16 protein-coding genes are annotated in these 20,358 nt (G+C 73.0%); 10 read left to right on the forward strand and 6 right to left on the reverse strand.

The annotated features are described in order from the left end of the window. Window positions 1–12 precede the first annotated feature (12 nt). Entirely contained in the window at window positions 13–489 is a 477-nt protein-coding gene (locus CKY28_RS08950; RefSeq protein ID WP_095997996.1) for a PH domain-containing protein, read from the forward strand. Then, window positions 486–1,922, forward strand: coding sequence for a PH domain-containing protein (locus tag CKY28_RS08955; protein WP_095997997.1), 1,437 nt, complete (start codon window positions 486–488; stop codon window positions 1,920–1,922). Before CKY28_RS08950 ends, CKY28_RS08955 begins: the two co-directional genes overlap by 4 nt. On the opposite strand, the gene dgoD is transcribed toward CKY28_RS08955, so the two are convergent. The 3 genes from dgoD to CKY28_RS08970 all read right to left on the reverse strand — a co-directional run bounded on the left by dgoD (window position 1,892) and on the right by CKY28_RS08970 (window position 6,477). Further along, complete coding sequence (gene dgoD / locus CKY28_RS08960; protein WP_095997998.1) at window positions 1,892–3,031, reverse strand: galactonate dehydratase; 1,140 nt, start codon at window positions 3,029–3,031, stop codon at window positions 1,892–1,894. The two genes, CKY28_RS08955 and dgoD, sit on opposite strands and share 31 nt — an antisense overlap. A 61-nt stretch (window positions 3,032–3,092) precedes the next feature. After that, entirely contained in the window at window positions 3,093–5,585 is a 2,493-nt protein-coding gene (locus CKY28_RS08965; protein ID WP_095998574.1) for an ABC transporter permease, read from the reverse strand. A 181-nt stretch (window positions 5,586–5,766) separates the two neighbouring features. After that, a complete protein-coding gene (locus CKY28_RS08970; RefSeq protein ID WP_245841739.1) occupies window positions 5,767–6,477 on the reverse strand; it encodes an ABC transporter ATP-binding protein in 711 nt (236 codons plus the stop codon). Here CKY28_RS08970 and CKY28_RS08975 point away from each other — a divergent pair. Further along, window positions 6,471–7,121 carry an arylesterase gene (locus CKY28_RS08975; protein WP_095998000.1) on the forward strand — a complete coding sequence of 217 codons (651 nt, stop codon included), beginning with the start codon at window positions 6,471–6,473 and terminating at the stop codon, window positions 7,119–7,121. The two genes, CKY28_RS08970 and CKY28_RS08975, sit on opposite strands and share 7 nt — an antisense overlap. On the opposite strand, the gene CKY28_RS08980 is transcribed toward CKY28_RS08975, so the two are convergent. Further along, the gene (locus CKY28_RS08980; RefSeq protein ID WP_095998001.1) at window positions 7,118–7,726 is read right to left on the reverse strand and encodes a PRC-barrel domain-containing protein; all 609 of its coding nucleotides are present in this window, start codon (window positions 7,724–7,726) and stop codon (window positions 7,118–7,120) included. The genes CKY28_RS08975 and CKY28_RS08980 overlap by 4 nt on opposite strands. Window positions 7,727–7,876: 150 nt before the next feature. Here CKY28_RS08980 and CKY28_RS08985 point away from each other — a divergent pair, with 150 nt between their 5' ends. Then, window positions 7,877–10,048, forward strand: coding sequence for a putative bifunctional diguanylate cyclase/phosphodiesterase (locus CKY28_RS08985; RefSeq protein WP_176473030.1), 2,172 nt, complete (start codon window positions 7,877–7,879; stop codon window positions 10,046–10,048). Window positions 10,049–10,116: 68 nt separating this feature from the next. Further along, window positions 10,117–11,007, forward strand: a complete 891-nt coding sequence (locus CKY28_RS08990) for a haloalkane dehalogenase (RefSeq protein WP_095998003.1) — start codon at window positions 10,117–10,119, stop codon at window positions 11,005–11,007. A 149-nt stretch (window positions 11,008–11,156) separates the two neighbouring features. On the opposite strand, the gene CKY28_RS08995 is transcribed toward CKY28_RS08990, so the two are convergent. Continuing rightward, the gene (locus tag CKY28_RS08995; protein WP_095998004.1) at window positions 11,157–11,480 is read right to left on the reverse strand and encodes a hypothetical protein; all 324 of its coding nucleotides are present in this window, start codon (window positions 11,478–11,480) and stop codon (window positions 11,157–11,159) included. 24 nt (window positions 11,481–11,504) lie between these two features. Here CKY28_RS08995 and CKY28_RS09000 point away from each other — a divergent pair, with 24 nt between their 5' ends. Genes CKY28_RS09000 through CKY28_RS09010 form a run of 3 tightly spaced genes read left to right on the forward strand, consistent with a single transcriptional unit; the run spans window position 11,505 to window position 14,986 of the window. After that, on the forward strand, window positions 11,505–12,569 hold the full coding sequence (locus CKY28_RS09000) for a serine hydrolase domain-containing protein (protein WP_141243891.1): 1,065 nt from the start codon (window positions 11,505–11,507) through the stop codon (window positions 12,567–12,569). 9 nt (window positions 12,570–12,578) lie between these two features. After that, a complete protein-coding gene (locus CKY28_RS09005; RefSeq protein ID WP_095998006.1) occupies window positions 12,579–12,854 on the forward strand; it encodes a GNAT family N-acetyltransferase in 276 nt (91 codons plus the stop codon). Continuing rightward, window positions 12,851–14,986 carry a penicillin acylase family protein gene (locus CKY28_RS09010; RefSeq protein WP_095998007.1) on the forward strand — a complete coding sequence of 712 codons (2,136 nt, stop codon included), beginning with the start codon at window positions 12,851–12,853 and terminating at the stop codon, window positions 14,984–14,986. The genes CKY28_RS09005 and CKY28_RS09010 overlap by 4 nt, the downstream gene beginning before the upstream one ends. 129 nt (window positions 14,987–15,115) lie before the next feature. Here the strand turns inward: CKY28_RS09010 and CKY28_RS09015 are convergent, their stop codons facing one another. Continuing rightward, window positions 15,116–16,339: a cysteine desulfurase-like protein gene (locus CKY28_RS09015; protein WP_095998008.1), complete on the reverse strand. Its 1,224-nt coding sequence runs from the start codon at window positions 16,337–16,339 to the stop codon at window positions 15,116–15,118. 101 nt (window positions 16,340–16,440) lie between these two features. Here CKY28_RS09015 and CKY28_RS09020 point away from each other — a divergent pair, with 101 nt between their 5' ends. Further along, complete coding sequence (locus tag CKY28_RS09020) at window positions 16,441–19,275, forward strand: M16 family metallopeptidase (RefSeq protein ID WP_095998009.1); 2,835 nt, start codon at window positions 16,441–16,443, stop codon at window positions 19,273–19,275. Then, window positions 19,272–20,300: an oxidoreductase gene (locus CKY28_RS09025; protein ID WP_095998010.1), complete on the forward strand. Its 1,029-nt coding sequence runs from the start codon at window positions 19,272–19,274 to the stop codon at window positions 20,298–20,300. Before CKY28_RS09020 ends, CKY28_RS09025 begins: the two co-directional genes overlap by 4 nt. Window positions 20,301–20,358 lie beyond the last annotated feature (58 nt).

Consider the following 20,358-nt stretch of genomic DNA (forward strand, 5'->3'; position numbering starts at 1 on the left):
CATAACGGCGCGGTGATCGACGACCTAGCGCTCCGCCCGCTCGAGCCCGCCTATCTCTCCGTCCTCAGGACCCGCGCCGCGATCAACGCGGGCGTGCTGCTCGCGCTCGCGCTCGGGGCCGAGATCGCCGTACGGTCGCAGGGCGGTCCGCCGGGGCTGGTCGCGGCGCCCGCGCTGCTCCTGGCGGCGTGGTCCGTGTTCCTCGCGCCGCAGCGGCGCTGGGCGCGCTGGGCCTATGCGTTCACCGAGACCGAGCTGCACGTCGCGCGCGGCTGGTGGACGCACGCGCACACGATCGTGCCCGTGCGCCGCGTCCAGCATATCGACCTCACCCGCGCGCCCCTGGAGCGCAAGCACGGCCTCGCCACGTTGGTGCTGCACACGGCGGGCACGGAGCACAGCCGCGTCGTCCTGCCCGGCCTCCTGCGCGAGGAGGCGGAGCGGATCCGCGACGACATCCGCGCCTCCATCGAACGGGAAGCCCGGTGAGCGGACCGCGCCGCCGCCACCCGGGCACGGTGGCGGTGCAGATGCTGCGCCAGGCGCCGTCCACGCTGCTCGGCCTGCCCGCCTTCTTCGCGGTCGCGGGCGGGCGGGGCTTGCGCGAAATCGCGCTCGTCGTGCTGGTCATGGCCGCCGTCAGTGCGGTCGTCGCCTGGGCGCAGTGGCGCGCCTTCACCTATCAGGTCGACGCGGACGGGCTCACCATCGCCGACGGCGTGTTCAGCAAGAGCCGCCGCACCATCCCGCGCTCGCGCATCCAGGACGTGTCGATCGAGCAGCACGCGCTGCAGCGGTTGTTCGGTCTGGCGCTGGTGCGGCTGGAGACGGGTGGGGGCGATAAGAACGAGGGCGCGATCGACAGCGTCTCGCTCGCCGAAGCCACGCGCCTGCGCGACCTGCTGCGCCAGGCGGAGGCTGGGGAGGCGGACGCGCCGGCCGAGCGCGTCCTCTTCGCCATGCTGCCGGGCCGCGTGCTCCTGATGGGCCTGTTCCGCTTCTCGCTCGTGTGGATCGCGGGCATCTACGCCGCGCTCCAGGCGCTGGACGGCTTCGTCAACCTCGATCGCGAAACGGTGCTGCGCTGGCTAGGCGTCGCCGAGCAGGAGATCAGGGCGGGGCGCACCGCGCTCCTGGCACTCCTCGCTCTCGTCCCTGTGGCGCTGCTGCTCGGGCTGGTCGCGGGCGTGGTGCGCACCGTGCTCGCGCAATGGGGGTTCCGGGTCACGGTGGCGGACGGGCGCTTCCGCAGGAGGCGCGGACTGCTGACGCGCTCGGAGGTGGTGGTCGCGGCGAAGCGCGTGCAGCTGTCGCTTGTCGAGCGCGGGCTGGTGAGCGGCCGGCTCGGCTGGGCGGGGCTCCAGTTCCAGACGCTGGGCGGCAGCGACGATCCCGGCGGCCGGCAGGAGATGGCGCCCTTCGCGCGCGACGCGGAGATCGCGGCCGTCGCCGAGGCGGCGGGCTTGCCGCTCATCGACCGCGACGCGCTCCGCCCGGTCGCCGCCGGCCATGTCCCGCGCATGCTGCTGAGCTACGTCACACTGCCGCTCGTCGCGGTGCTGGCGGCCTCGTTCTTCGAACCGGCGGCGCTGCTCGCGCTGCCCCTGTTCGCGATCCCCGTCGCGGCGGCACTGCTGGCGCGGCGGCGGCACCGCTTCGCGCTCGGCCCCGACACGCTTCAGGTGACGCGCGGCGTGATCACCGCGCGCGAGTGGGTGGTGCCGCTCGACAACGTCCAGGCGGTCACCGTGTCGCGGAGCTGGCTCCAGCGGCGGCTCGGCACCGCCACCGTGCATGTCGGCACCGCGGGCGCGCGGGGGGCTGCGCGGCCGGACGTGGTCGATGTCGAGGAGGGGGGGGCGGGCGCGCTCGCGCTAGCCCTGGTCCGGCCTCACCATTCGGCGAAGCTGCCGTCCTTGTAGCGCCACACGGGGTTGCGCCAGCGGTGCGGCTCCTTGGCCGCCTCGCGCACCGCCGCCTCGTCGATCTCGACGCCTAAGCCCGGCCCCTGCGGGATGGGGAGGTTGCCCTCGACGGGCGTCAGCGCGTCCTTGTTGGTGACGAAATGCAGGAGGTCGTGTCCGACGTTGTAGTGGATGCCCAAGGACATCTCCTGGATCGCGAGATTGGGCGTGCAGGCGGCGAGCTGGAGGCATGACGCCAGCGCCAGCGGTCCCAGCGGGCAGTGCGGCGCGACCGCCACGTCGTACGCCTCCGCCATCGCGGCTATCTTGCGGCATTCCAGGATGCCGCCCGCGTGGCTCAGGTCAGGCTGGATGATATCGACCGCGCCCGCCGCCAGGAACGGCTTGAAGTCCCAGCGCGAGTAGAGCCGCTCGCCCAGCGCGATCGGCGTGGAGACGAGTTGGCTGAGCTGCGCCAGCCCTTCCGGGTTCTCGGACAGCAGCGGCTCCTCGATGAAGAGCAGGCCCAGCGGTTCGAGCAGCTTGGCGAGCTGCTTCGCCATCGGCTTGTGCACGCGGCCGTGGAAGTCGAGGCCGACGTCCATGCCCTCTGCCTGCGCCGCGCGGACGCGCTGCACGACCTCGTCCAAGAGCTTGGGCGTGCCCAGGAAGTCGAGCTCGGCCGTGGCGTTCATCTTCACCGCCGTGAAGCCCTGCTCGCGACGCGCGGCCGCATTGGCGGCCACGTCGTCCGGCCGGTCGCCGCCGATCCAGGCGTATGCGCGGATGAACTCGCGCACCTGGCCGCCCAGCATCTCCCAGGCGGGGACGCCGTAGTGGCGGCCCTTCAGGTCCCACAGCGCCTGTTCGAGCCCCGCCAGCGCCGACATGAGCACCGGCCCGCCGCGATAGAAGCCGCCGCGGTACGCGACCTGCCAGATATCCTCGATGCGGCGAGGATCGTGGCCGATGAAGCGGTCGCGCAGCGCCTCGAACGCGCCGTCGACCGACTCCGCCCAGCCTTCCAGGCTCGCCTCGCCCCAGCCGAACGCGCCGTCTTGCGTCTCGACGCGGACGAACAGCCAGCGGGGCGGGACGACGAAGGTTTCGATGCGGGCGATCTTCAAGGCCGTGCTCCGTCAGACGTGAATAAATACGACATATCCGCCGGGCCGACGGACGCAAGCGTCACGCGTCGCGCAACGCCTCGGCGGGGCGAACGCGCAAGGTTGGCAGATTGCCCAACACGCCGACCAGGACGGTCGCGCCGGCCGCCGCGAGGATCGTGCCCCCGACCGCCCACCAGGAGGGCGCGAAAGGCAGCTCGAACAACCGCGTCATCACGAACCACCCGGCGGCCAGCCCGACGGCGAGCGCCACGCCCACGAGCAGCAGCGAGAGCAGCCCGTACTCGATCGCCTGCGCGCCCAAGACCTGCCGCCGCGTCGCGCCCAGCAGCTTCAAGACCACCGCGTCGGCGCGCCTGGTGCGTGCGGAGGCGGCGACCGCGCCGACGAGCACGGCGATGCCCGCGGCCACCGTCGCCGCCGCGGCGACGCGCACCGCCAGCGCGATGCGGCCGATCAGCTCGCCCACTTGCCCGATCACGTCGCCGACGCGCACCAGAGTCACCGACGGCAGCGCGTCCGCCACCGCGCGCGCGACCGCGCCGTCGCGCGCCGGGTCGGAATAGACGCTTGCCAAGACGCCGTGCGGCGCCTCCTCGATCAGGCCCGGCGAGAAGACGATCGCGAAGTTGAGGCCGAGCGCGTTCCAGTCGATCTGGCGCAGCGCGGCGACGCGCGCGGGCACCTCCACGCCGAGCACGAGCACGGTGATCTCGTCGCCGATCTTGAGGCCGAGCGCTTCGGCCGCGCGGTCCTCCAGCGAGACGAGCGGCGGGCCCTTGTAGTCGGCGGGCCACCAGCGCCCCTCCACGACGCGGTTGCGCGGCGGCACGGCGGTCGACCAAGTGATGGTGCGGTCGCCGCGCAGCACCCAGGCGCCCTCGGGCAGGTCGCCCATCTCGTCGACGCGCCGGCCCTTCAGCGCGATGATCGAGCCGCGTAAACTAGGCGTCGTCTCTATCCGGTTCGCCCCCGCAGCCGACGCGACGGCGCGGCGAAAGGCGGGCGCGTCGTCGGGTTGGAGGTCGATCGCGAAGAAGCGCGGCGCGCGCTCGGGCGCGGTGGAGCGCATGGCTTGGGAGAGGCTGGTGTTGATCGCCGCCAGCGCGACGAAGATCGAGAAGCCGAGCCCCAGCGCCACCACCAGCCGGTCGGTCTGCGCACCCGGCCGGTGGAGCCCAGAGAGCCCCAGCCGCATGAGCGTTCCCCGCGGCCGCGGCGCGCGGGCGGCGAGCCAGCGGACGAGGAGGCCCACGAGCCACAGCCCCAGGATCAGCGCCGCGGTCGCGCCCACGAACCAGCCCGCGAGCCGCCGGTCGGTCGCGGTCAGCACCGCCAGCGCGACCAGCGCCGCGACGAGCGACGCCATGGCGGCGATCGTGGGCGTGGGCGGCCAACGCCGGCGCGCCACCGCGTCGCGCAGCAGCGCGGCGGCGGGCACCGCGCGCGCGCGGGCCAGCGCGGGCAGCGCGAAGAGCAGCGTGACGATGATTCCCAGCGCCGCCGCCAGCCCGAGCGGGCGGGGGTAGAGGCCGAGCCGCGGCTGGACGGGCAGCGCCTCGCCCGCCACCGCGACGACGATCGCCGGGGCGGCGGCGCCGACCGCGAGGCCGAGCAGCAGCCCCAGCCCCGCCACCAGCCCGAGTTCGGCGAGGAACATGGATGCGATCAGCCCGGAGCGCGCGCCCAGCACCTTGAGCGTAGCGACCGTGCGCGTCTTGGCGGCGAGGTAGGCGGACACGCCGCTGCCCACGCCGACGCCCGCGATGGCGAGCGCGGCGAGGCCGACGAGCAGCAGGAATTGGCCGAGCTGGCCGATGCCGCGGCGCAGGCCCCCGCCCGCCTCGGTCGCGGTGCGCGCCGACCAGCCGGCGTTCGGGAAGCGCCGCCTGACCGCGTCGCCGAGCGCGGCCGCCTGCTCCGGCCGTTCGAGCGCGAGCCGGTAGCGGCTGGTGTAGAGCGTGCCCGGCTGGACCAGCCCCGTGCGGTCGAGCGTGGGCAAGTCGACGATGACGCGCGGCCCCAGGCTGAACCCCTCGCCGAGCGCGTCGGGCTCCTCGGCGATGACGCCCGTGATGGTCAGCCGCGCCTCGCCGACGCGGATCGGGTCGCCGACACGCAACCGCAGCCGGTCCGCCAGCGCCTCCGCGACGATCGCGCCGCCCGGCACGCGGCCGGGCGCGGGCGCGCCGGGTTCTAGGCGGAAGCGGCCGATCAGCGGCCAGTGGTCGTCCACCGCCTTGAGGTCGACGAGCGTCGGCGCGCCGCCCTCCGGCTCGACCATCGCGCGCAAGGACAGCGTCTCGGACAGGCGGCCGAGCGAGGAGAACATCGACTGCTCCTCGACCGTCGCGCGACGCTGCGACACGCGCAGCTCCAGGTCGCCGCCCAGCACGGTGCGTCCCTGGTCCGACAGCGCCGCCAGCATGCTCGCCGACACCGACCCGATCCCCGCCAGCGCCGCGGTGCCGAGCAGCAGGCACAGGCCGAGCAGCAACAATCCCCGCCCGCTGCGCTTGAGGTCGCGCCAAGCGAGGCGGAGGGCGAGCGTCACGCCGTCGCTTCTCCACACTCGCCCGTCACCCCGGACTTGTTCCGGGGTCCATCGTGGTGCGGGTGGTGACCTGTCCAGTTTCGCACGAACGGACCTCCCCACGCTCTCCAACGCTTCGCTCGGACAGCGATGGACCCCGGAACAAGTCCGGGGTGACGGGAGGGAAGGGCGAAGGTTCGACTCACGCTCGCCGCTCGTCCGACACGACCCGTCCGTCCGCCAGCCTCACCACCCGCGCGCATCGCTCCGCCAGTTTCGCGTCGTGCGTGATGACGAACAGCGTCGCCCCCCGCTCCGCACGGCGGGCGAAGAGCAGGTCCATGATCTCCGCGCCCGTCGCCGTGTCGAGATTGCCCGTCGGCTCGTCGGCGAAGAGCAGGGACGGCTCCGGCCCCAACGCGCGGGCGATGGCGACGCGCTGCTGCTCGCCGCCCGACAGCTGGGCGGGATAGTGGTGGAGGCGCTTGCCCAACCCCACCGCGTCCAGCTCGTCGCGCGCCCGGTCCCAGGCGTCGCGCGCGCCGCCCAGCTCCATCGGCACCGCGACATTCTCCAGCGCGGTCATGGTGGGGAGAAGGTGGAAGGCCTGGAGCACGATGCCGATCCGCCCGCGCCTGGCCACCGCCAGCGCGTCCTCGTCCAGCCGCGCGAAGTCGAGCCCGGTCACGACCACCTCGCCGCTCGACGGGCGCTCCAGGCCGGACAACACCGCCATCAGCGAAGACTTGCCCGACCCCGACGGCCCCAGCAAAGCCACCGTCTCGCCCGCCTCGACGGCCAGATCGATCCCGCGCAGCACCTCGACCTGCGCGGGGTGGCGGCCGAGGCGGAGCGTGAGGTTGCGCGCCTGGATCACCGTGGTAGCGCTGCGGCCGGAGGTGTCGGATGTCACGGGTGATGCGATACGGGCCGATTAGCGGGCTTGTCCACCTGTTGCTCGCGTTGCTGCTCGCCGCGCCGGTGCACGCCTCGCCCGAGCGGCCGCTGATCTGGGCGCTCGGCGACAGCCTGACCGCGGGTTACGGCCTGCCGCCGCGCGAGGGCTTCACCGAACAGCTCGAACGCGCGCTGCGCGGAGCGGGCGTGCCCGCCGAGGTCAGGAACGGCGGCGTGTCGGGCGACACGGCGGCGCAGGGGAGGGCGCGGCTGCTCTGGGGTTTGCGCGGGCTAAAGGCGCGGCCCGACCTCGTCATCGTGGAACTTGGCGCGAACGACATGCTCCGCGGCCTGCCGCCCCAGCAGACGGAGGCGAACCTCGACCGCATCATCTCCGAGCTGAAGCGGCGGGGCATCCCCGTGCTGCTCGCCGGCATGCGCGCCGCGCCGAACCTCGGGCCGCAGTACCGCGCGCGCTTCGAGTCGATCTATCCGCGGCTGGCGAAGAAGCACGGCGTGCCGCTCTACCCCTTCTTCCTCGAAGGCGTAGCGGGCAACCGCGCGCTGTTCCAGGGCGACGGCCTCCACCCGACCGCGCGCGGCGTGGACGTGGTGGTCAGGCGCATGCTCCCCGCCGTCCGCCGCGCGCTACGGCGCTAGGCGGCGACGCGCGCCTCGCGCGGCAGCTCGGCGGGCCAGCGGTCGGGCTCCAGCACGGGAAGCCGGTCGATCTCCTCGCCCGAGAGCCTGGTCGTGATCCCGTCCGCGCCCAGCTCGACGGCGTTCGGATCGATGGGATGCAGCTTCTCGCCCACGCCGCCTACGCCGCCGCGGCTGGCGACGAGGTAGACGATGTCGCGTCCCTCGCGGCTCAGCATCGCATCCACGACGGTCGCCAGCTTGTCGCCGTCCAGGTCGTTGATGGGCGCGTTCAAGAGCGTGCACGCCGACATAAGCGACGGCCCGCGCGTCCGCTCCGACCGTTTCATGGCCCGCCGGCTCCCGTCCGAGTAGCGCGCCTGGCGGCCGAGCCAGCGGTAGATGCCGACCAGGTTCACCAGGAACAGGAACGCGTTGGAGATCACCAGCGTCCGCCCGGCTTCCCCCTGGCTCCACCCCAGGAGGATCCAGCAAACGGCTCCCACCGTGAACACCACGAACCCCCAGCCCGTGACCCTCGCCCCCAGGTTGGATGCGGTCATCAGCGCCGCGACCGAAGTCGCCGCCAATGCCAGCCAGCCGGCGATCTCACCTATGTTGCCCATGCTGCTTGCGCGTGTCCCGTCCGTGGTCCCGCGCGTGAACGAGGGCGCGCGCCCGCCCGTTCCCGCCGGGCCGCCGTCCCTAACCTGGATTTAAGCATCGGCGGCCTAGTCGGTTGACCGAACAGCTTGCAGGAAGCGGAAAGTCGCCCCGTGGACCACTCACCCGCCGCCTTTCTCGCCGACGGCGAAGCGCAGCCGGACGAGCCCGCGCTCGCCCGGATCTTCGGCGACGTCCCGGCGCTCGCGGCCGCGCTGGAGCGGGCGGAGGCGCGGCTGCGCGCGCTGGAGGAGCATGCGCGCGTCACGGCCGAGATCAACCCGCTCATCCCCTGGACCGCCGATTCGTCGGGACAGGTGACCGACATCGGCGAACGCTGGTTCGACCTCACGGGCTACACGCCCGCCGACGCGTGCGCGCAAGGCTGGCGGGCGGCGGTGCATCCCGACGACCTGCCCGCGCTCACCGCCGCCATCGAGCGCACCGCGACGAGCCGCGTGCCGTACCAAGCCGAGTTCCGCATGCGCATGCGCGACGGTTCACTGCGCTGGATGCGCGCGCGCGCCAAGCCGCTCTGGAGCGCCGACGGCGGCGTCGAGCGCTGGTACGGCTTCGTCGAGGACGTGCACGATCGCGTGGCGGCGGAGCAGGCCAAGGCGCTCGGCGAGGAGCGGTTGCGCCTGGCCGTACGCTCCACCGCGCTCGGCATCTGGGACTACGACGTCGCCACGGGCGCGCGCGACTGGTCGCCCGAGCTCCGCGCCATGTTCGGCGTCCCCGACGGGACGCCGCCCGACTACGAAGCGTACCTCGCGCTCGTCCACCCGCAGGACCGCGACGCCGTGCGCGCGCGCCAGCACGCGGCGATGCGCGGCGACCTCCGACACATGTTCCGCGCCGAGTACCGGATCGTCCGCGCCGACACGGGCGCCGTCCGCTGGGTGTCGACCTTCGGCCACATCCTCCGCGACGGGGCGGGCCGGCCGGTGCGCGTGATCGTCACCTTCCGCGACGTGACCGACCGCCGCGAGGAGCAGGAGCGCCTGCTCTGGGCCGCGCAGCACGACGCCCTTACCGGGCTCGCCAACCGCGCGCTCTTCTCCAAACGGTTGGGCAAGCTGGTCGAGCGGGCGAAGCCGTTCGGCCTGCTGCTCCTCGACCTCGACCATCTGAAGCGCGTCAACGACACGCTGGGCCATGACGGCGGCGACGCCGTGCTCAAGGGGGCGGCCGACCGGCTGCTGGCCGCCGCGGGGGGCGAGGCCGTCAACACCGCCAGGCTCGGCGGCGACGAGTTCGGCCTGATCCTGCCGGGCGTGTCGAGCCGCGACGCGCTGGCGGAAGCGGCGGAGAACCTGCGCGGACGCTTGGCCGAGCCGCTCGTCGTCGACGGGCGCGGGCTCGACGCCCATGCCAGCATCGGCGGCGCGCTCTTCCCCGACCACGGCCGCGGCGCGGGCGCGCTGCTCAAGAGCGCCGACGTCGCGCTCTACGCCGCCAAGACGGAGGGGCGCGGCCGCGCCGAGCTCTACGACCGACGCCTGCGCGCGGGCGTGCTCCGGCGGGCGGGCATGGTGAAGCGCGCGCGCGAGGCGCTCGCCGCCGGGCGCGTCGAGCCGCACTACCAGCCCAAGGTCGACCTGAAGTCCGGCCGCGTCGTCGGCTTCGAGGCGCTGCTGCGCTGGCGCGACGGCGCCGGCCGCCTGCGCCCGCCCGCCGACCTCCAGGCGGCGTTCGAGGATTGGAACGTCGCCGCCGAGCTGTCCGACCGCATGCTGGCCCGCGTCGTGTCCGACATGGCGCGCTGGCGCGGGGAGGGCGTGGCGTTCGGCCGCGTCGCGGTGAACGTGTCCAACGCCGAATTCGTGCGCGGCGACCTGACCGGCCGCGTGCTCGATCGGCTGGAGCTCGCCGGGCTGCCCGCCGACAGGCTCGAGCTGGAGCTGACGGAGACGGTGCTGCTCGGCGACCGCGGCGTCGACGTGGAGCGGACGCTGCACGAGCTGGCCGACGCCGGCGTGCGCGTCGCGCTGGACGATTTCGGCACCGGCTTCGCCTCGCTCGTGCATTTGAGACGCTTCCCCATCCACGTCATCAAGATCGACCGCAGCTTCACCGCGGGCGTGTGCGGCGACGCGGGCGCGGCGGCGATCGTGCGCGCGCTGGTCGGGCTGGGCCGCGACCTCGGCATCGAGACGGTGGCGGAGGGCGTGGAGACCTCCGACCAGTTCCGCTGGCTGCACGAGGTCGGCTGCACGCTGGGCCAGGGTTACCTGTTCGGCCGCGCCCAGTCCGCCGAGCTCGTTCCGCCCATGCTTCGTTGAACGGGTCTGGCGCGACCGCGCACATCTGCTAGGCTCCCGGCGTAAACCGAATAGGGGGTACGACGCCGATGTCCGTCCTGCGCACGCCCGACGAACGGTTCGCGAGCCTTCCCGATTACCCGTTCCAACCCAATTACGACACCGTCGGCGAGGGCCTGCGCGTCCACTATCTCGACGAGGGCCCGCTCGGCGCGCCCGCCGTGCTTATGATGCACGGCCAGCCCAGCTGGTCCTACCTCTACCGCCGCATGATCCCGCCGGTCGTCTCGGCCGGCTATCGCGTGCTCGCGCCCGACCTCGTCGGCTTCGGCCGCTCCGACAAGCCGGCGGACCAGAGCGCCTATACGTACGAGAACCACGTCGCCTGGATGCTCGAATGGCTCGACCGGCGCGAGCTGTCGAACGTCGTGCTCTTCTGCCAGGACTGGGGCGGGCTAATCGGCCTGCGCCTCGTCGCCGCGCGCCCCGACCTGTTCGCGGGCGTGGTGGCGGGGAACACCGGGCTGCCGGAGGGCAGGGGCATGTCGCCCGCCTTTCAGAGCTGGCTCGACTTCAGCCAGAACGTTCCCGAGCTCCCCGTCGGCGGCGTGCTGCAGATGGGGAGCGGCCGCACGCTGACCGACGCCGAGGTCGCCGCCTATGATGCGCCCTTTCCCGACGAGACGTACAAGGCGGGCGCGCGCGCCTTTCCCCGCCTCGTGCCGCTGACGCCCGAGCACGCGTCGGTCGCGGAGAACAAGGCGGCCTGGGCCGTGCTGGAGCGGTTCGACAAGCCGTTCGTCACCTGCTTCAGCGACGCCGACCCCATCACCGCGGGCGGCGAGCGCGTGTTCCAGGGCCGCGTGCCCGGCGCGCAGGGCCAGCCGCACCGCACGATCAAAGGCGGCGGCCACTTCCTCCAGGAGGACGCGCCGGAGGAGCTGGCGGCGATCGTGGTGGAGCTGAGGGGGCGCGTGTAATCCAAATCCCTCCCCCGCATCGCAGATGCGGGGGAGGGGGACCGCTCGCGTAGCGAGTGGTGGTGGGGGTACAGCGCTATGCCGCATCCCGTTGTTCCCCCTCCACCAGCTTCGCTGGTTCCCCTCCCCCGCTGTAAGCGGGGGAGGAACTAGGGGCGAAACGCCTCCGGCTGGCACCCCAGCACCGGGTCGTACCGCACCGTGCGGCTCGTCAGCAGCGGCACGGATGCGGTCACCGCCTTCGCCCCCGCATCTTCGGCCAAGCGGATCGGCTCCATCCCCGGCTCGAAATCGCGGTAGCAGTCCTGAAGCGGCCGGTCGCCGATGAACCGGCACGCGCACGCCACGCGCGCGGCATAGCCGACGCCGAGCTCCATCTGCGGCCGCATCCGGTCCGCATAGGCGAGCGCGCCGCCCATCCCGGCAAGCAGGAGGACGGGCAAGCCGATGCCGAGCGCGCGCCTTGCTTTCATGGGCGCGAAGCCTAGGCTGGCGCGGTGCCCAGGGGAAGAGCGCCACTGATCGCGATGCTGGCGCTGGCCGCGGCGACCGGCTCGGCCGACGGCCAGGCCGCGCGCGATCCCCTGCTCGACCCGTTCTTCGCGCCCGAGCAGGGCGACACGCGCGCCGTGCTGGTGCTGAACGACGGCCGCGTCGCCGCGAAGCGCTACGCCCCCGGCTATTCCGACGCCAACCGCTTCATCAGCTGGTCGATGGCGAAGACGGTCACAGCCATGCTGGTGGGCGAACTCGTCGCCGACGGCCGCTTGGCGCTCGACGCCCCCGCGTCGGTCGCGGAGTGGCGCCAGCCGAACGACCCGCGCGGGGCGATCACGCTCCGGCACCTGCTCACGATGTCGTCGGGGCTCCGGCACACCGAGGTCGGCCGGCCGATCGAGAACTCTGACACCAACCAGGTGCTGTTCGTCGGCGGCACTGGCGACATGGCGGCGCGCGCAATCGCCCAGCCGCTCGAGGCCCGGCCCGGCGCGAAATACGAGTACAGCTCGCTCACCTCGATCATCCTGTCGGAGATCGTCGCGCGCGCGCTGACCGGCTCGCGCGACCCGCGCGAGCGCGCCAAGGCCTATCGCCGCTTCGCCGAGGAGCGCCTGTTCCGCCCCGCCGGCATCCGCTCGGTCGTGCTGGAGTTCGACGGCGCGGGGACGCAGGTGGGCGGCTCGATCGTCCATATGTCGCTCCCCGACTGGGGCCGGTTCGGGATGCTGCTCCTCGACGGCCGCAGCCTCGCCGGCGCGCCGGTAGTGGCGCCCGACTGGCTCGCCTTCATGAAAACGCCGGCCGCGACTAACCCCGGCTATGGCGGCCAGACCTGGCTTAACCGCGCGCGGCCGGGCGCGGCCGTCATGTTTCCCGACGCGCCCGCCACCGTCGCCAGCGCGGAAGGGCATCTGGGCCAGCACGTCACCGTCAGCCCCGACTCCGGCACGGGCCGCGGCGTGGTGGTCGTGCGGCTCGGCAACACGCCGGATGCCGAGGTGAAGGTCGGCCAGCGCCTCATCGGCCGCACGCTCGCCGAGCACTTCCCCCGCAGCCGATAGGAGCCGCACATGACGGACGTGCGCCGCAACGACGCCGAACAACGCTATGAGCTGGAGATTGACGGCCTGACCGCGATCGCCGCCTATCGTATGGAGGACGGCGCGGTCGCCTTCACGCACACGGTGGTGCCGCCCGAGCTGGAGGGGCGTGGCATCGGGTCGCGGCTGATCAAGGGCGCGCTCGACGACGTGCGCGCTCGCGGGCTCCGCTTCGTGCCGCTTTGCACCTTCGTCGCCGGCTATGCCGAGCGCCACCCGGAGGTGCGGGACCTGCTCGCCCGATGATCCGCATTGCCGCGCTCGCCTTCGCGCTCGCCGCGCCCGCCGCCGGGCAGGCGCCCGAGCAAGCGCGCCGCGTGACGATCACGCGCGACGACTGGGGCATCGCCCATATCCGCGGCCGCACCGACGCCGACGCGGTGTTCGGCATGATCTATGCGCAGGCGGAGGACGACTTCCCGCGTATCGAGGCCAATTACCTGACCGCGCTCGGCCGCACTGCAGAGGCGGATGGGGAAAAGGCGATCTGGGCCGATCTCCGCGCGCGCCTATGGAACGACCCGGAACAGCTGAAGCGCGGCTATGCCCGCAGCCCCCAATGGCTGCGCCGCCTGATGGACGCCTGGGCCGACGGGCTGAACCACTGGCTCGCCAAGAACCCCGGCCGCGCGCGCGTGCTCACCCGGTTCGAGCCCTGGATGGCGCTCTCCTTCACCGAGGGCAGCATCGGCGGCGACGTGGAGCGCGTGCCGCTGTCGCAGCTCGAAGCCTTTTACGGCCGCCGCGACGTCGCCTGGACGGCGGCCGAGCTCGGCCGCGAGGAGCGCGAGCCGAGCGGGTCGAATGGCATCGCGATCGGCCCGAAGCTGTCCGCGAACGGCCGCCCGCTGCTCCTCATCAATCCGCACACCTCCTTCTTCTTCCGCGCCGAGCAGCAGGTCACGAGCGGCGAGGGCCTGAACGCCTATGGCGCGGCGACCTGGGGCCAGTTCTTCATCTACCAGGGCTTCAACGAGCACGCCGGCTGGATGCACACGTCGAGCGGCGTCGACGCGGTGGACGAGTTCGCGCAAACGGTCGTGCGCCGCGACGGCCGCCTCTTCTACCGCTACGGCCGCGAGGAGCGCCCGGTCGAGACGCGCGCCGTCACCATCCGCTTCCGCCGGTCCGACGGCGGGGTGGGCGAGCGGAGCTTCACCACCTACCGCACGCACCACGGCCCGATCACCCGTGCGGAAGGCGGCCGCTGGATCGCCACCGCGCTGATGCACCGCCCCGTCGCCGCACTGGAGCAGAGCTATTTGCGTACCAAGGCCAAGAACTGGCGCGACTTCCAGCGCGTGTCCGAACGGCGGGCGAACTCGTCGAACAATACCGTCTTCGCCGACAGCGATGGTACGGTCGCGTTCACGCTGCCCCACTTCGTCCCCCGCCGCGACGACCGCTTCGACTACACCAAACCCGTCGACGGCGCGGACCCCGCAACCGACTGGCGCGGCGAGCACGCGCTGGTGGAACTGCCGCAGATCGTGAACCCGAGGCTAGGCTGGATCCAGAACACCAACAACCACCCCTGGACCGCCGCCGGCCCGGACTCGCCGGTGCAGGCGCGGTACCCGAAGTACATGGACACGTTCGGCGAGAACCCGCGCGGTCTCCACGCGCTGGCGCTGCTCCAGCCCGCCAAGGCGGTGACGCTGCCCGGCCTGATCGGCATCGCCTATGACCCATACCTGACCGCGTTCGACCGGCTGCTCCCGCCGCTCCTCGCCGCGTACGACGCGCTGCCCCGCTCCGACGCGCGCCGCGCGCGTCTGGCCGAGCCCGTCGAGCGTCTGCGCCGCTGGGACCGGCGCTGGGGCTTGCAGTCGACCGAGACCTCGCTCGCGATCTTCTGGGGCGAGGCGCTGGGCGAGGCGGTCGCGCCCACCAGCCCGCGGACCCTACGCTACGACGCGATGGCGACCGCGCCCGCCGACACCCAGCTCGCCGCGCTGGAGAAGGCGGTGGCGCGTCTGCGTACCGACTTCGGCCGCGTCGCCGTCCCCTGGGGCGAGATCAACCGCTTCCAGCGCCTGACCGGCGACCTCGTCCAGCCATTCAACGACGCCGCCCCCAGCACGCCCGTGCCGTTCACGTCCGCCGTGTGGGGCTCGCTCGCCTCGTTCGGCGCGCGCCGCTACCCCGGCACCAAGCGCTACTACGGCACGCTCGGCAACAGCTTCGTCGCCGCCGTCGAGTTCGGCCCCCGCGTCCAGGCCCGCGCGGTCAGCGCCGGCGGCCAGAGCGGCGATCCGCGATCGGAGCACTTCAACGACCAGGCCGGGCTCTACGCGGCGGGGAACCTGCGCCCCGTCTACTTCCACCCGGAGGACCTCACCGGCCATATCGAACGAACCTACCGACCGGGGGAGTAGGCGCAGCTTCTGCACCCGCTCCGTCATGCCGGACTTGTTCCGGCATCCATCGTCGTACGCGCGCTCCGGCCGGATCGTTCGCACCACGATGGACCCCGGAACAAGTCCGGGGTGACGAAGGGGGTAGGGTCAGAGCCCGCGGAGCGCCTCCACGAGCCGGTCCACCTCGTCCGCGCTGTTGTAGTGGCACAATCCCACCCGCACGAGCCCGCCCGCTTGCTCCAGTCCCAGCCGCCGGATCACCTCGACGGCGTAGAAATGGCCCGACCAGGCGAAGATGTCCCGCTTGGCCAGGTGCGCGGCGACCGCGTCGGGGCGATACCCTTCGATCGTGAACGAGAAGGTCGGCACGCGCCCTTCGACTCCCGGCGGCCCCCACAGCTTGAGCCCCGGCACCCTCGCCAGACCGTCGAGCAGCCGCCGGCTCAGGTCGCGCTCATAGTCCGCGATCGCCCGCATCGCGGCTAGCAGCCGCTCGCGCCGCCCATTGTTGCGCGGCGCGACTTCCTCACCCAGCCACTCCAGATACTCGATCGTGCCCAGTACGCCCGCTTGGCTTTCGAAGGAAGGCGTCCCCGTCTCGAACCGGTGCGCGGGCGGATCGATCGAGGCGGGGCGCACCTTGTACGCCTCCAGCCGCGCCATGACGTCGGCGCGTCCCCAGAGCACGCCCTGGTGCGGCCCGAACAGCTTATAGGGCGAGCAGGCCAGCATGTCGCAGCCCAGCTCGCGCACGTCGACGGGCAGGTGCGGCGCCAGCTGCACCGCGTCCACGAACACCAGCGCCGACGAGTTGGCGCGAACAATCCGGACCACCTCCGCCACGTCGTTGACGGTGCCCAGCGCGTTGCTCGCCCCGCCCACCGCGACGAGCCGCGTCCTGTCGGATAAAAGCCCCGGCAGCTCGTCCAGCCGCAACCGCCCGTCCGCCGGATCGAAGTCGAGCCAGCGCACCGTCATGCCCCGGTCCGCCGCGACGGCGAGCCACGGTGCCACGTTCGCGTCGTGGTCGAGCCGCGTCACGACCAGCTCGTCGCCCTCGCGCCACTCGCGCGCCAGCGCACGGCTCACGGCAAGGGTCAGCGACGTCATGTTCTGCCCGAACGCGATCTCGCCCGGGTCGCCGCCGAGCAGGTCGGCCATCGCCGCGTGCGCCTCCTCGGCCAGCGCGTCCGTGTCGCGGCTCGTCGCGAACACCCCGCCCGAGTTGGCCGTGCCCGTCTCCAGGTGCTCGACCATGCGCGCGATCGCTTGCGCGCAGACCTGCGTGCCGCCCGGCGCGTCGAAATAGACGCGGTCGGGCACGGACAGGGCGGGGAAGCAGGCGCGGACGGCGTCGATCGGGAAAGGCATAGCCGCCCTATGCCGCCGCCCACCCGTGCCCGCCAGTACCCGTTGCGGCCGGCGCGCGCGCGGCTATCGTGCGCCGCGACCTAGTCGGGAGACCCCTCATCGTGACCAAGACCGCGCGCCGCCTCCTCGCCGTCCTGCTGCTCGGCGCCGCGGCGCAGCCCGTCGCGGCGCAGCAGGCGCCCGCGGCCATCGCCGTACCGCCGCTCGCCTTCACCGAGCGCACGCTGCCCAACGGCCTCAAGGTCATCGCCATGCGCGACACGACCACGCCCAACGTCACCGTGCAGGTCTGGTACGACGTCGGCTCCAAGCACGACCCCGAGGGCCGCTCCGGCTTCGCGCACCTGTTCGAGCACATCCTGTCGCGCAAGACGGTGAACATGCCCTACAACATGATCAACCGGCTGACGGAGAATGTGGGCGGGCAGCGCAACGCGTCCACCTGGTTCGACCGCACCAACTATTACGAGATCGTTCCCGCTCAATACCTCGAGACGATGCTCTGGACGCATGCCGAGCGCATGGCGCGGCCCGTGGTCGACGCCGAGGTGTTCGAGACCGAGCGCAACGTCGTGAAGGAGGAGTTCCGCCAGCGCGTGCTCGCGCCGCCCTACGGCCGCCTCAGGCTCGTGATGGACGAGAACAGCTACGACACGCTCCCCAACCGCCGGCCGGGCATCGGCAGCCTGGAGCAGCTGGACGCCGCCACGCTCGCTGACGCGCGCGCGTTCCACGAGGCCTATTACGGCCCGGACACGGCGACGCTGATCGTGTCGGGCAATTTCGAGCCCGCGCAGCTGAACGCGCTGGTGGACAAGTACTTCGCCAGCATCCCGCGCCGCGCGAAGGCGATCCCGCTCACCATCACCGCGACCGAGAAGCCGCGCACCGGCCCCCGCGCGGTCACCGCCTACGCGCCCAACGTGCCGCTGCCGCTGGTGGCCAGCACGTGGCGCGTGCCGGGGTCGTCGCACCCCGACATGGCGGCGCTGGAGGTGCTGGACGCGATCCTGGCGACGGGCGACAGCTCGCGGCTGAAGCGCGCGCTGGTGTACGACAAGCAGATCGCGACCGCCGCGCAGACGCAGCTGTCGGACGTGGAGGACGGCGGCTTCTTCGCACCCACCGTGACGCTCGCCGGCGGCCGTTCGGTCGAGGAGGCGGAGGCGGTGCTCGCCCAGGAGATGGCGCGCGTCCGCGAGCAGCCTGTCACCGCCGCCGAGCTCGCCGAGGCCAAGAACGAGATCCAGGCGGCGGCGTTGCGCGAGCGCGAGACGTTCAGCGGCCGCGCCTTCGCGCTCGGCGAGGCGCTGGTGCGGACGGGCGATCCCCGCGCGCTCGACAAGCGCCTGGCGGCCGTGCGCCGCGTCACCGCCGCCGACGTGCAACGCGTGGCGCGCCGGTACCTCGCCCCCGAGAAGCGCGTCGACATCCGCTACCTCGATGAGAAGCAGCGGCCGGCGGGCCAAGCCGACGATTGGGCGAACCCCACGCCCATGCCGCGCTGGTCCTCGCCGCCGCCCGCCACACGTACCCCGCTCGCGTTGGCACCCGAAGGGCAGCGCCAGCAGCCGCCCGGCCCCGCCGCCGCCGTGCCGACCACGCCGCCGACCATGGCCGAGACGCGGTTGGCGAACGGGATGCAGGTCGTCACCGCGCGCACGGGGCAGGTGCCTGTCGCGACCATGGCGCTGGTGTTCACCGGCGGCTCCGCGACCGAGCCGCGCGCCCGCGCGGGGCTCGCAGGGCTGACGGCGGAGGTCGCGACCAAGGGCACCGCGACGCGCTCGGCGGAAGCGCTCGCGGCCGAGATGGAGCGGCTAGGCGCGGAGCTCGACGCGTCTGTAGGGCCGGACGGCACGGTGCTGAGCGTCACCGCGCCCGTTGCCACGCTGGAACAGGCGGGCGCGATCCTCGCCGACGTGGCGCGCAACGCCGCCTTCCCACAAGGGGAGTTCGACCGCGAGCGCCGCCAGTCGCTCGACGAGCTGTCGGTAGCGCTCAAGAACCCGGGCGCGCTCGCCGCGATGGCGATGCAGCCCGTGGCGTTCGGGAGCGCACCCTATGGCGCGGTGCCGACGCCCGCCACGATCGGCGCGCTCACCCGCGACGAGCTCGCCGCCTACGCCAAGCAGTGGTGGCGGCCCGACCTCGCCACGCTGGTCGTGACGGGCGGCGTCGACCCGGCCGTGGCGGCGCGGACGGCCGAGCGGCTGTTCGCCGGCTGGCAAGCAGAGGGTGCCGCACCTGTGCTTCCTGCCGCGCCGGCGGGTCGGGCGGGGAAGGGCCGCGTCGTCGTGATCGACATGCCGGGCGCGGGGCAAGCGGCGGTGCTGGCGGGCGTGCGCACGCTCGACCGGCGCGACCCGGCCTATCCCGACCTGACGGTGGCGAACGCGGTGCTCGGCGCGGGTTCGAACGGGCGCTTGTTCCAGGAGGTGCGCGTCAAGCGCGCCCTGTCCTACGGCTCGTACAGCCAGCTCGCCGCGCGCGCCGACGACAGCCTGCTGGTCGCTCAGGCGCAGACCAAGAACGAGAGCGCGCCCGACGTGGTCGGCATCCTGATGACGGAGATCGACCGCCTCGCCGCCGAGCCGCTGGACGCGGAGACGATCGCGCAGCGCAAGGCGTTCCTGACGGGCGGCCTCGGCCGTCAGGCGGAGACGAGCCAGGGCTTCGCGGCCACAATCGCCGGGCTGGTGCAGCAGGGCCTGCCCGCGGGCGAGGCGGCGCGGCTCATTGAACGGATCGAGGCGGTCACGCCCGAGCGCGCGTCCGCGGCGGCGCGGGCGAACCTCCGGCACGACGCGGCCAGCGTGGTCGTGGTGGGCGACGCCAAGCTGTTCGTCGACAAGCTGCGTGCCGCTTACCCGCAGCTGGAGGTGATCCCTGCCGCACAGCTCGACCTCGCCGGCGCGCAGCTCGTGAGCCGATGATCCGCGTTGGGCTGATCGGCTACGGTCTCGCCGGGTCCGCCTTCCACGCGCCGCTCGTCGCGGCCGAGCCGCGGATGCGGCTGGCGGCGGTGGCGAGCTCGCGGCCGGACGCGGTGCGCGCCGCGCTGCCTGACGTGGCGGTCGTGGCGGATGCGGATGCGCTGGTCGCCGATCCGTCGGTCGACCTCGTCGTGGTCGCCACGCCCAACCAGCTCCACGCGCCGCTCGCGCGCGCCACGCTGGAGACGGGTAAGCACGTCGTCGTCGACAAGCCGTTCGTCACCGACCCGGCCGAGGGCGAGGCGCTGATCGACCTCGCCCGCGAGCGGGGTCGCGTGCTCAGCGTGTTCCACAACCGGCGCTGGGATGGCGACTTCCTCACCGTCGAGAAGCTGGTGCGCGCGGGCGTGCTGGGCGACGTCATGCTGGCCGAGTTCTGCTGGGACCGCTTCCGCCCTGACATCAAGCGGGGCTGGCGCGAGCAGCCCGGCGACGGTGCGGGCCTGCTCGCCGATTTGGGTCCGCACCTCGTCGACCAGGCGTTCCGCCTGTTCGGGCCTCCGCAGGCGGTGCGGGGCGACGTCGCCGCGCAGCGCGGCCAAGCGGCGGTGGACGACTGGTTCGACCTGACGCTCTTCTACGGGCGGACCCGCGTGCGCCTGTCCGCCTCCACGCTCGTCGCCGATCCGCGTCCGCGCTTCGCGTTGCACGGCACGAAGGGCGGGTTCGTGAAGTACGGCATCGACCCGCAGGAGGCCCGTTTACGCGCGGGCGGGTCGATCAGCGCGCCCGGCTTTGGCGAGGACGGGGACGACCTGCGCGGCCGCCTCACGATCGGCGACGCCGCGCCGGAGCGCGTGCCGACCGAGCGCGGCGATTGGCGGCGCTTCTACGCGGGCGTCGCGGACGCGATCCTCGACGGCGCACCGCCGCCCGTCGATCCGGCCGAGGCGCTGGCGGGCCTGCGCCTCCTCGAACTGGCGCGGCGCAGCGCCGCCGAGGGTCGCACGCTCCCGCTCGGCTGAGGTCGTTACGGGAACGAAGGCGCGCCGGCGCGGTTCGAGGGCCCGACACCTCAGGAGA

It is taken from the genome of Sphingomonas lenta, assembly GCF_002288825.1.
GTDB classification, from domain to species: domain Bacteria; phylum Pseudomonadota; class Alphaproteobacteria; order Sphingomonadales; family Sphingomonadaceae; genus Sphingomonas; species Sphingomonas lenta.

Bases quoted from the DNA above. Each gene is read 5' to 3' on its own strand.
- CKY28_RS08975 (WP_095998000.1), top strand. From the start codon at position 6,471: ATGTCACGGGTGATGCGATACGGGCCGATTAGCGGGCTTGTCCACCTG.
- CKY28_RS08980 (WP_095998001.1), bottom strand. From the start codon at position 7,726: ATGGGCAACATAGGTGAGATCGCCGGCTGGCTGGCATTGGCGGCGACT.
- CKY28_RS08990 (WP_095998003.1), top strand. From the start codon at position 10,117: ATGTCCGTCCTGCGCACGCCCGACGAACGGTTCGCGAGCCTTCCCGAT.
- CKY28_RS08995 (WP_095998004.1), bottom strand. From the start codon at position 11,480: ATGAAAGCAAGGCGCGCGCTCGGCATCGGCTTGCCCGTCCTCCTGCTT.
- CKY28_RS09005 (WP_095998006.1), top strand. From the start codon at position 12,579: ATGACGGACGTGCGCCGCAACGACGCCGAACAACGCTATGAGCTGGAG.
- CKY28_RS09010 (WP_095998007.1), top strand. From the start codon at position 12,851: ATGATCCGCATTGCCGCGCTCGCCTTCGCGCTCGCCGCGCCCGCCGCC.
- CKY28_RS09015 (WP_095998008.1), bottom strand. From the start codon at position 16,339: ATGCCTTTCCCGATCGACGCCGTCCGCGCCTGCTTCCCCGCCCTGTCC.
- CKY28_RS09025 (WP_095998010.1), top strand. From the start codon at position 19,272: ATGATCCGCGTTGGGCTGATCGGCTACGGTCTCGCCGGGTCCGCCTTC.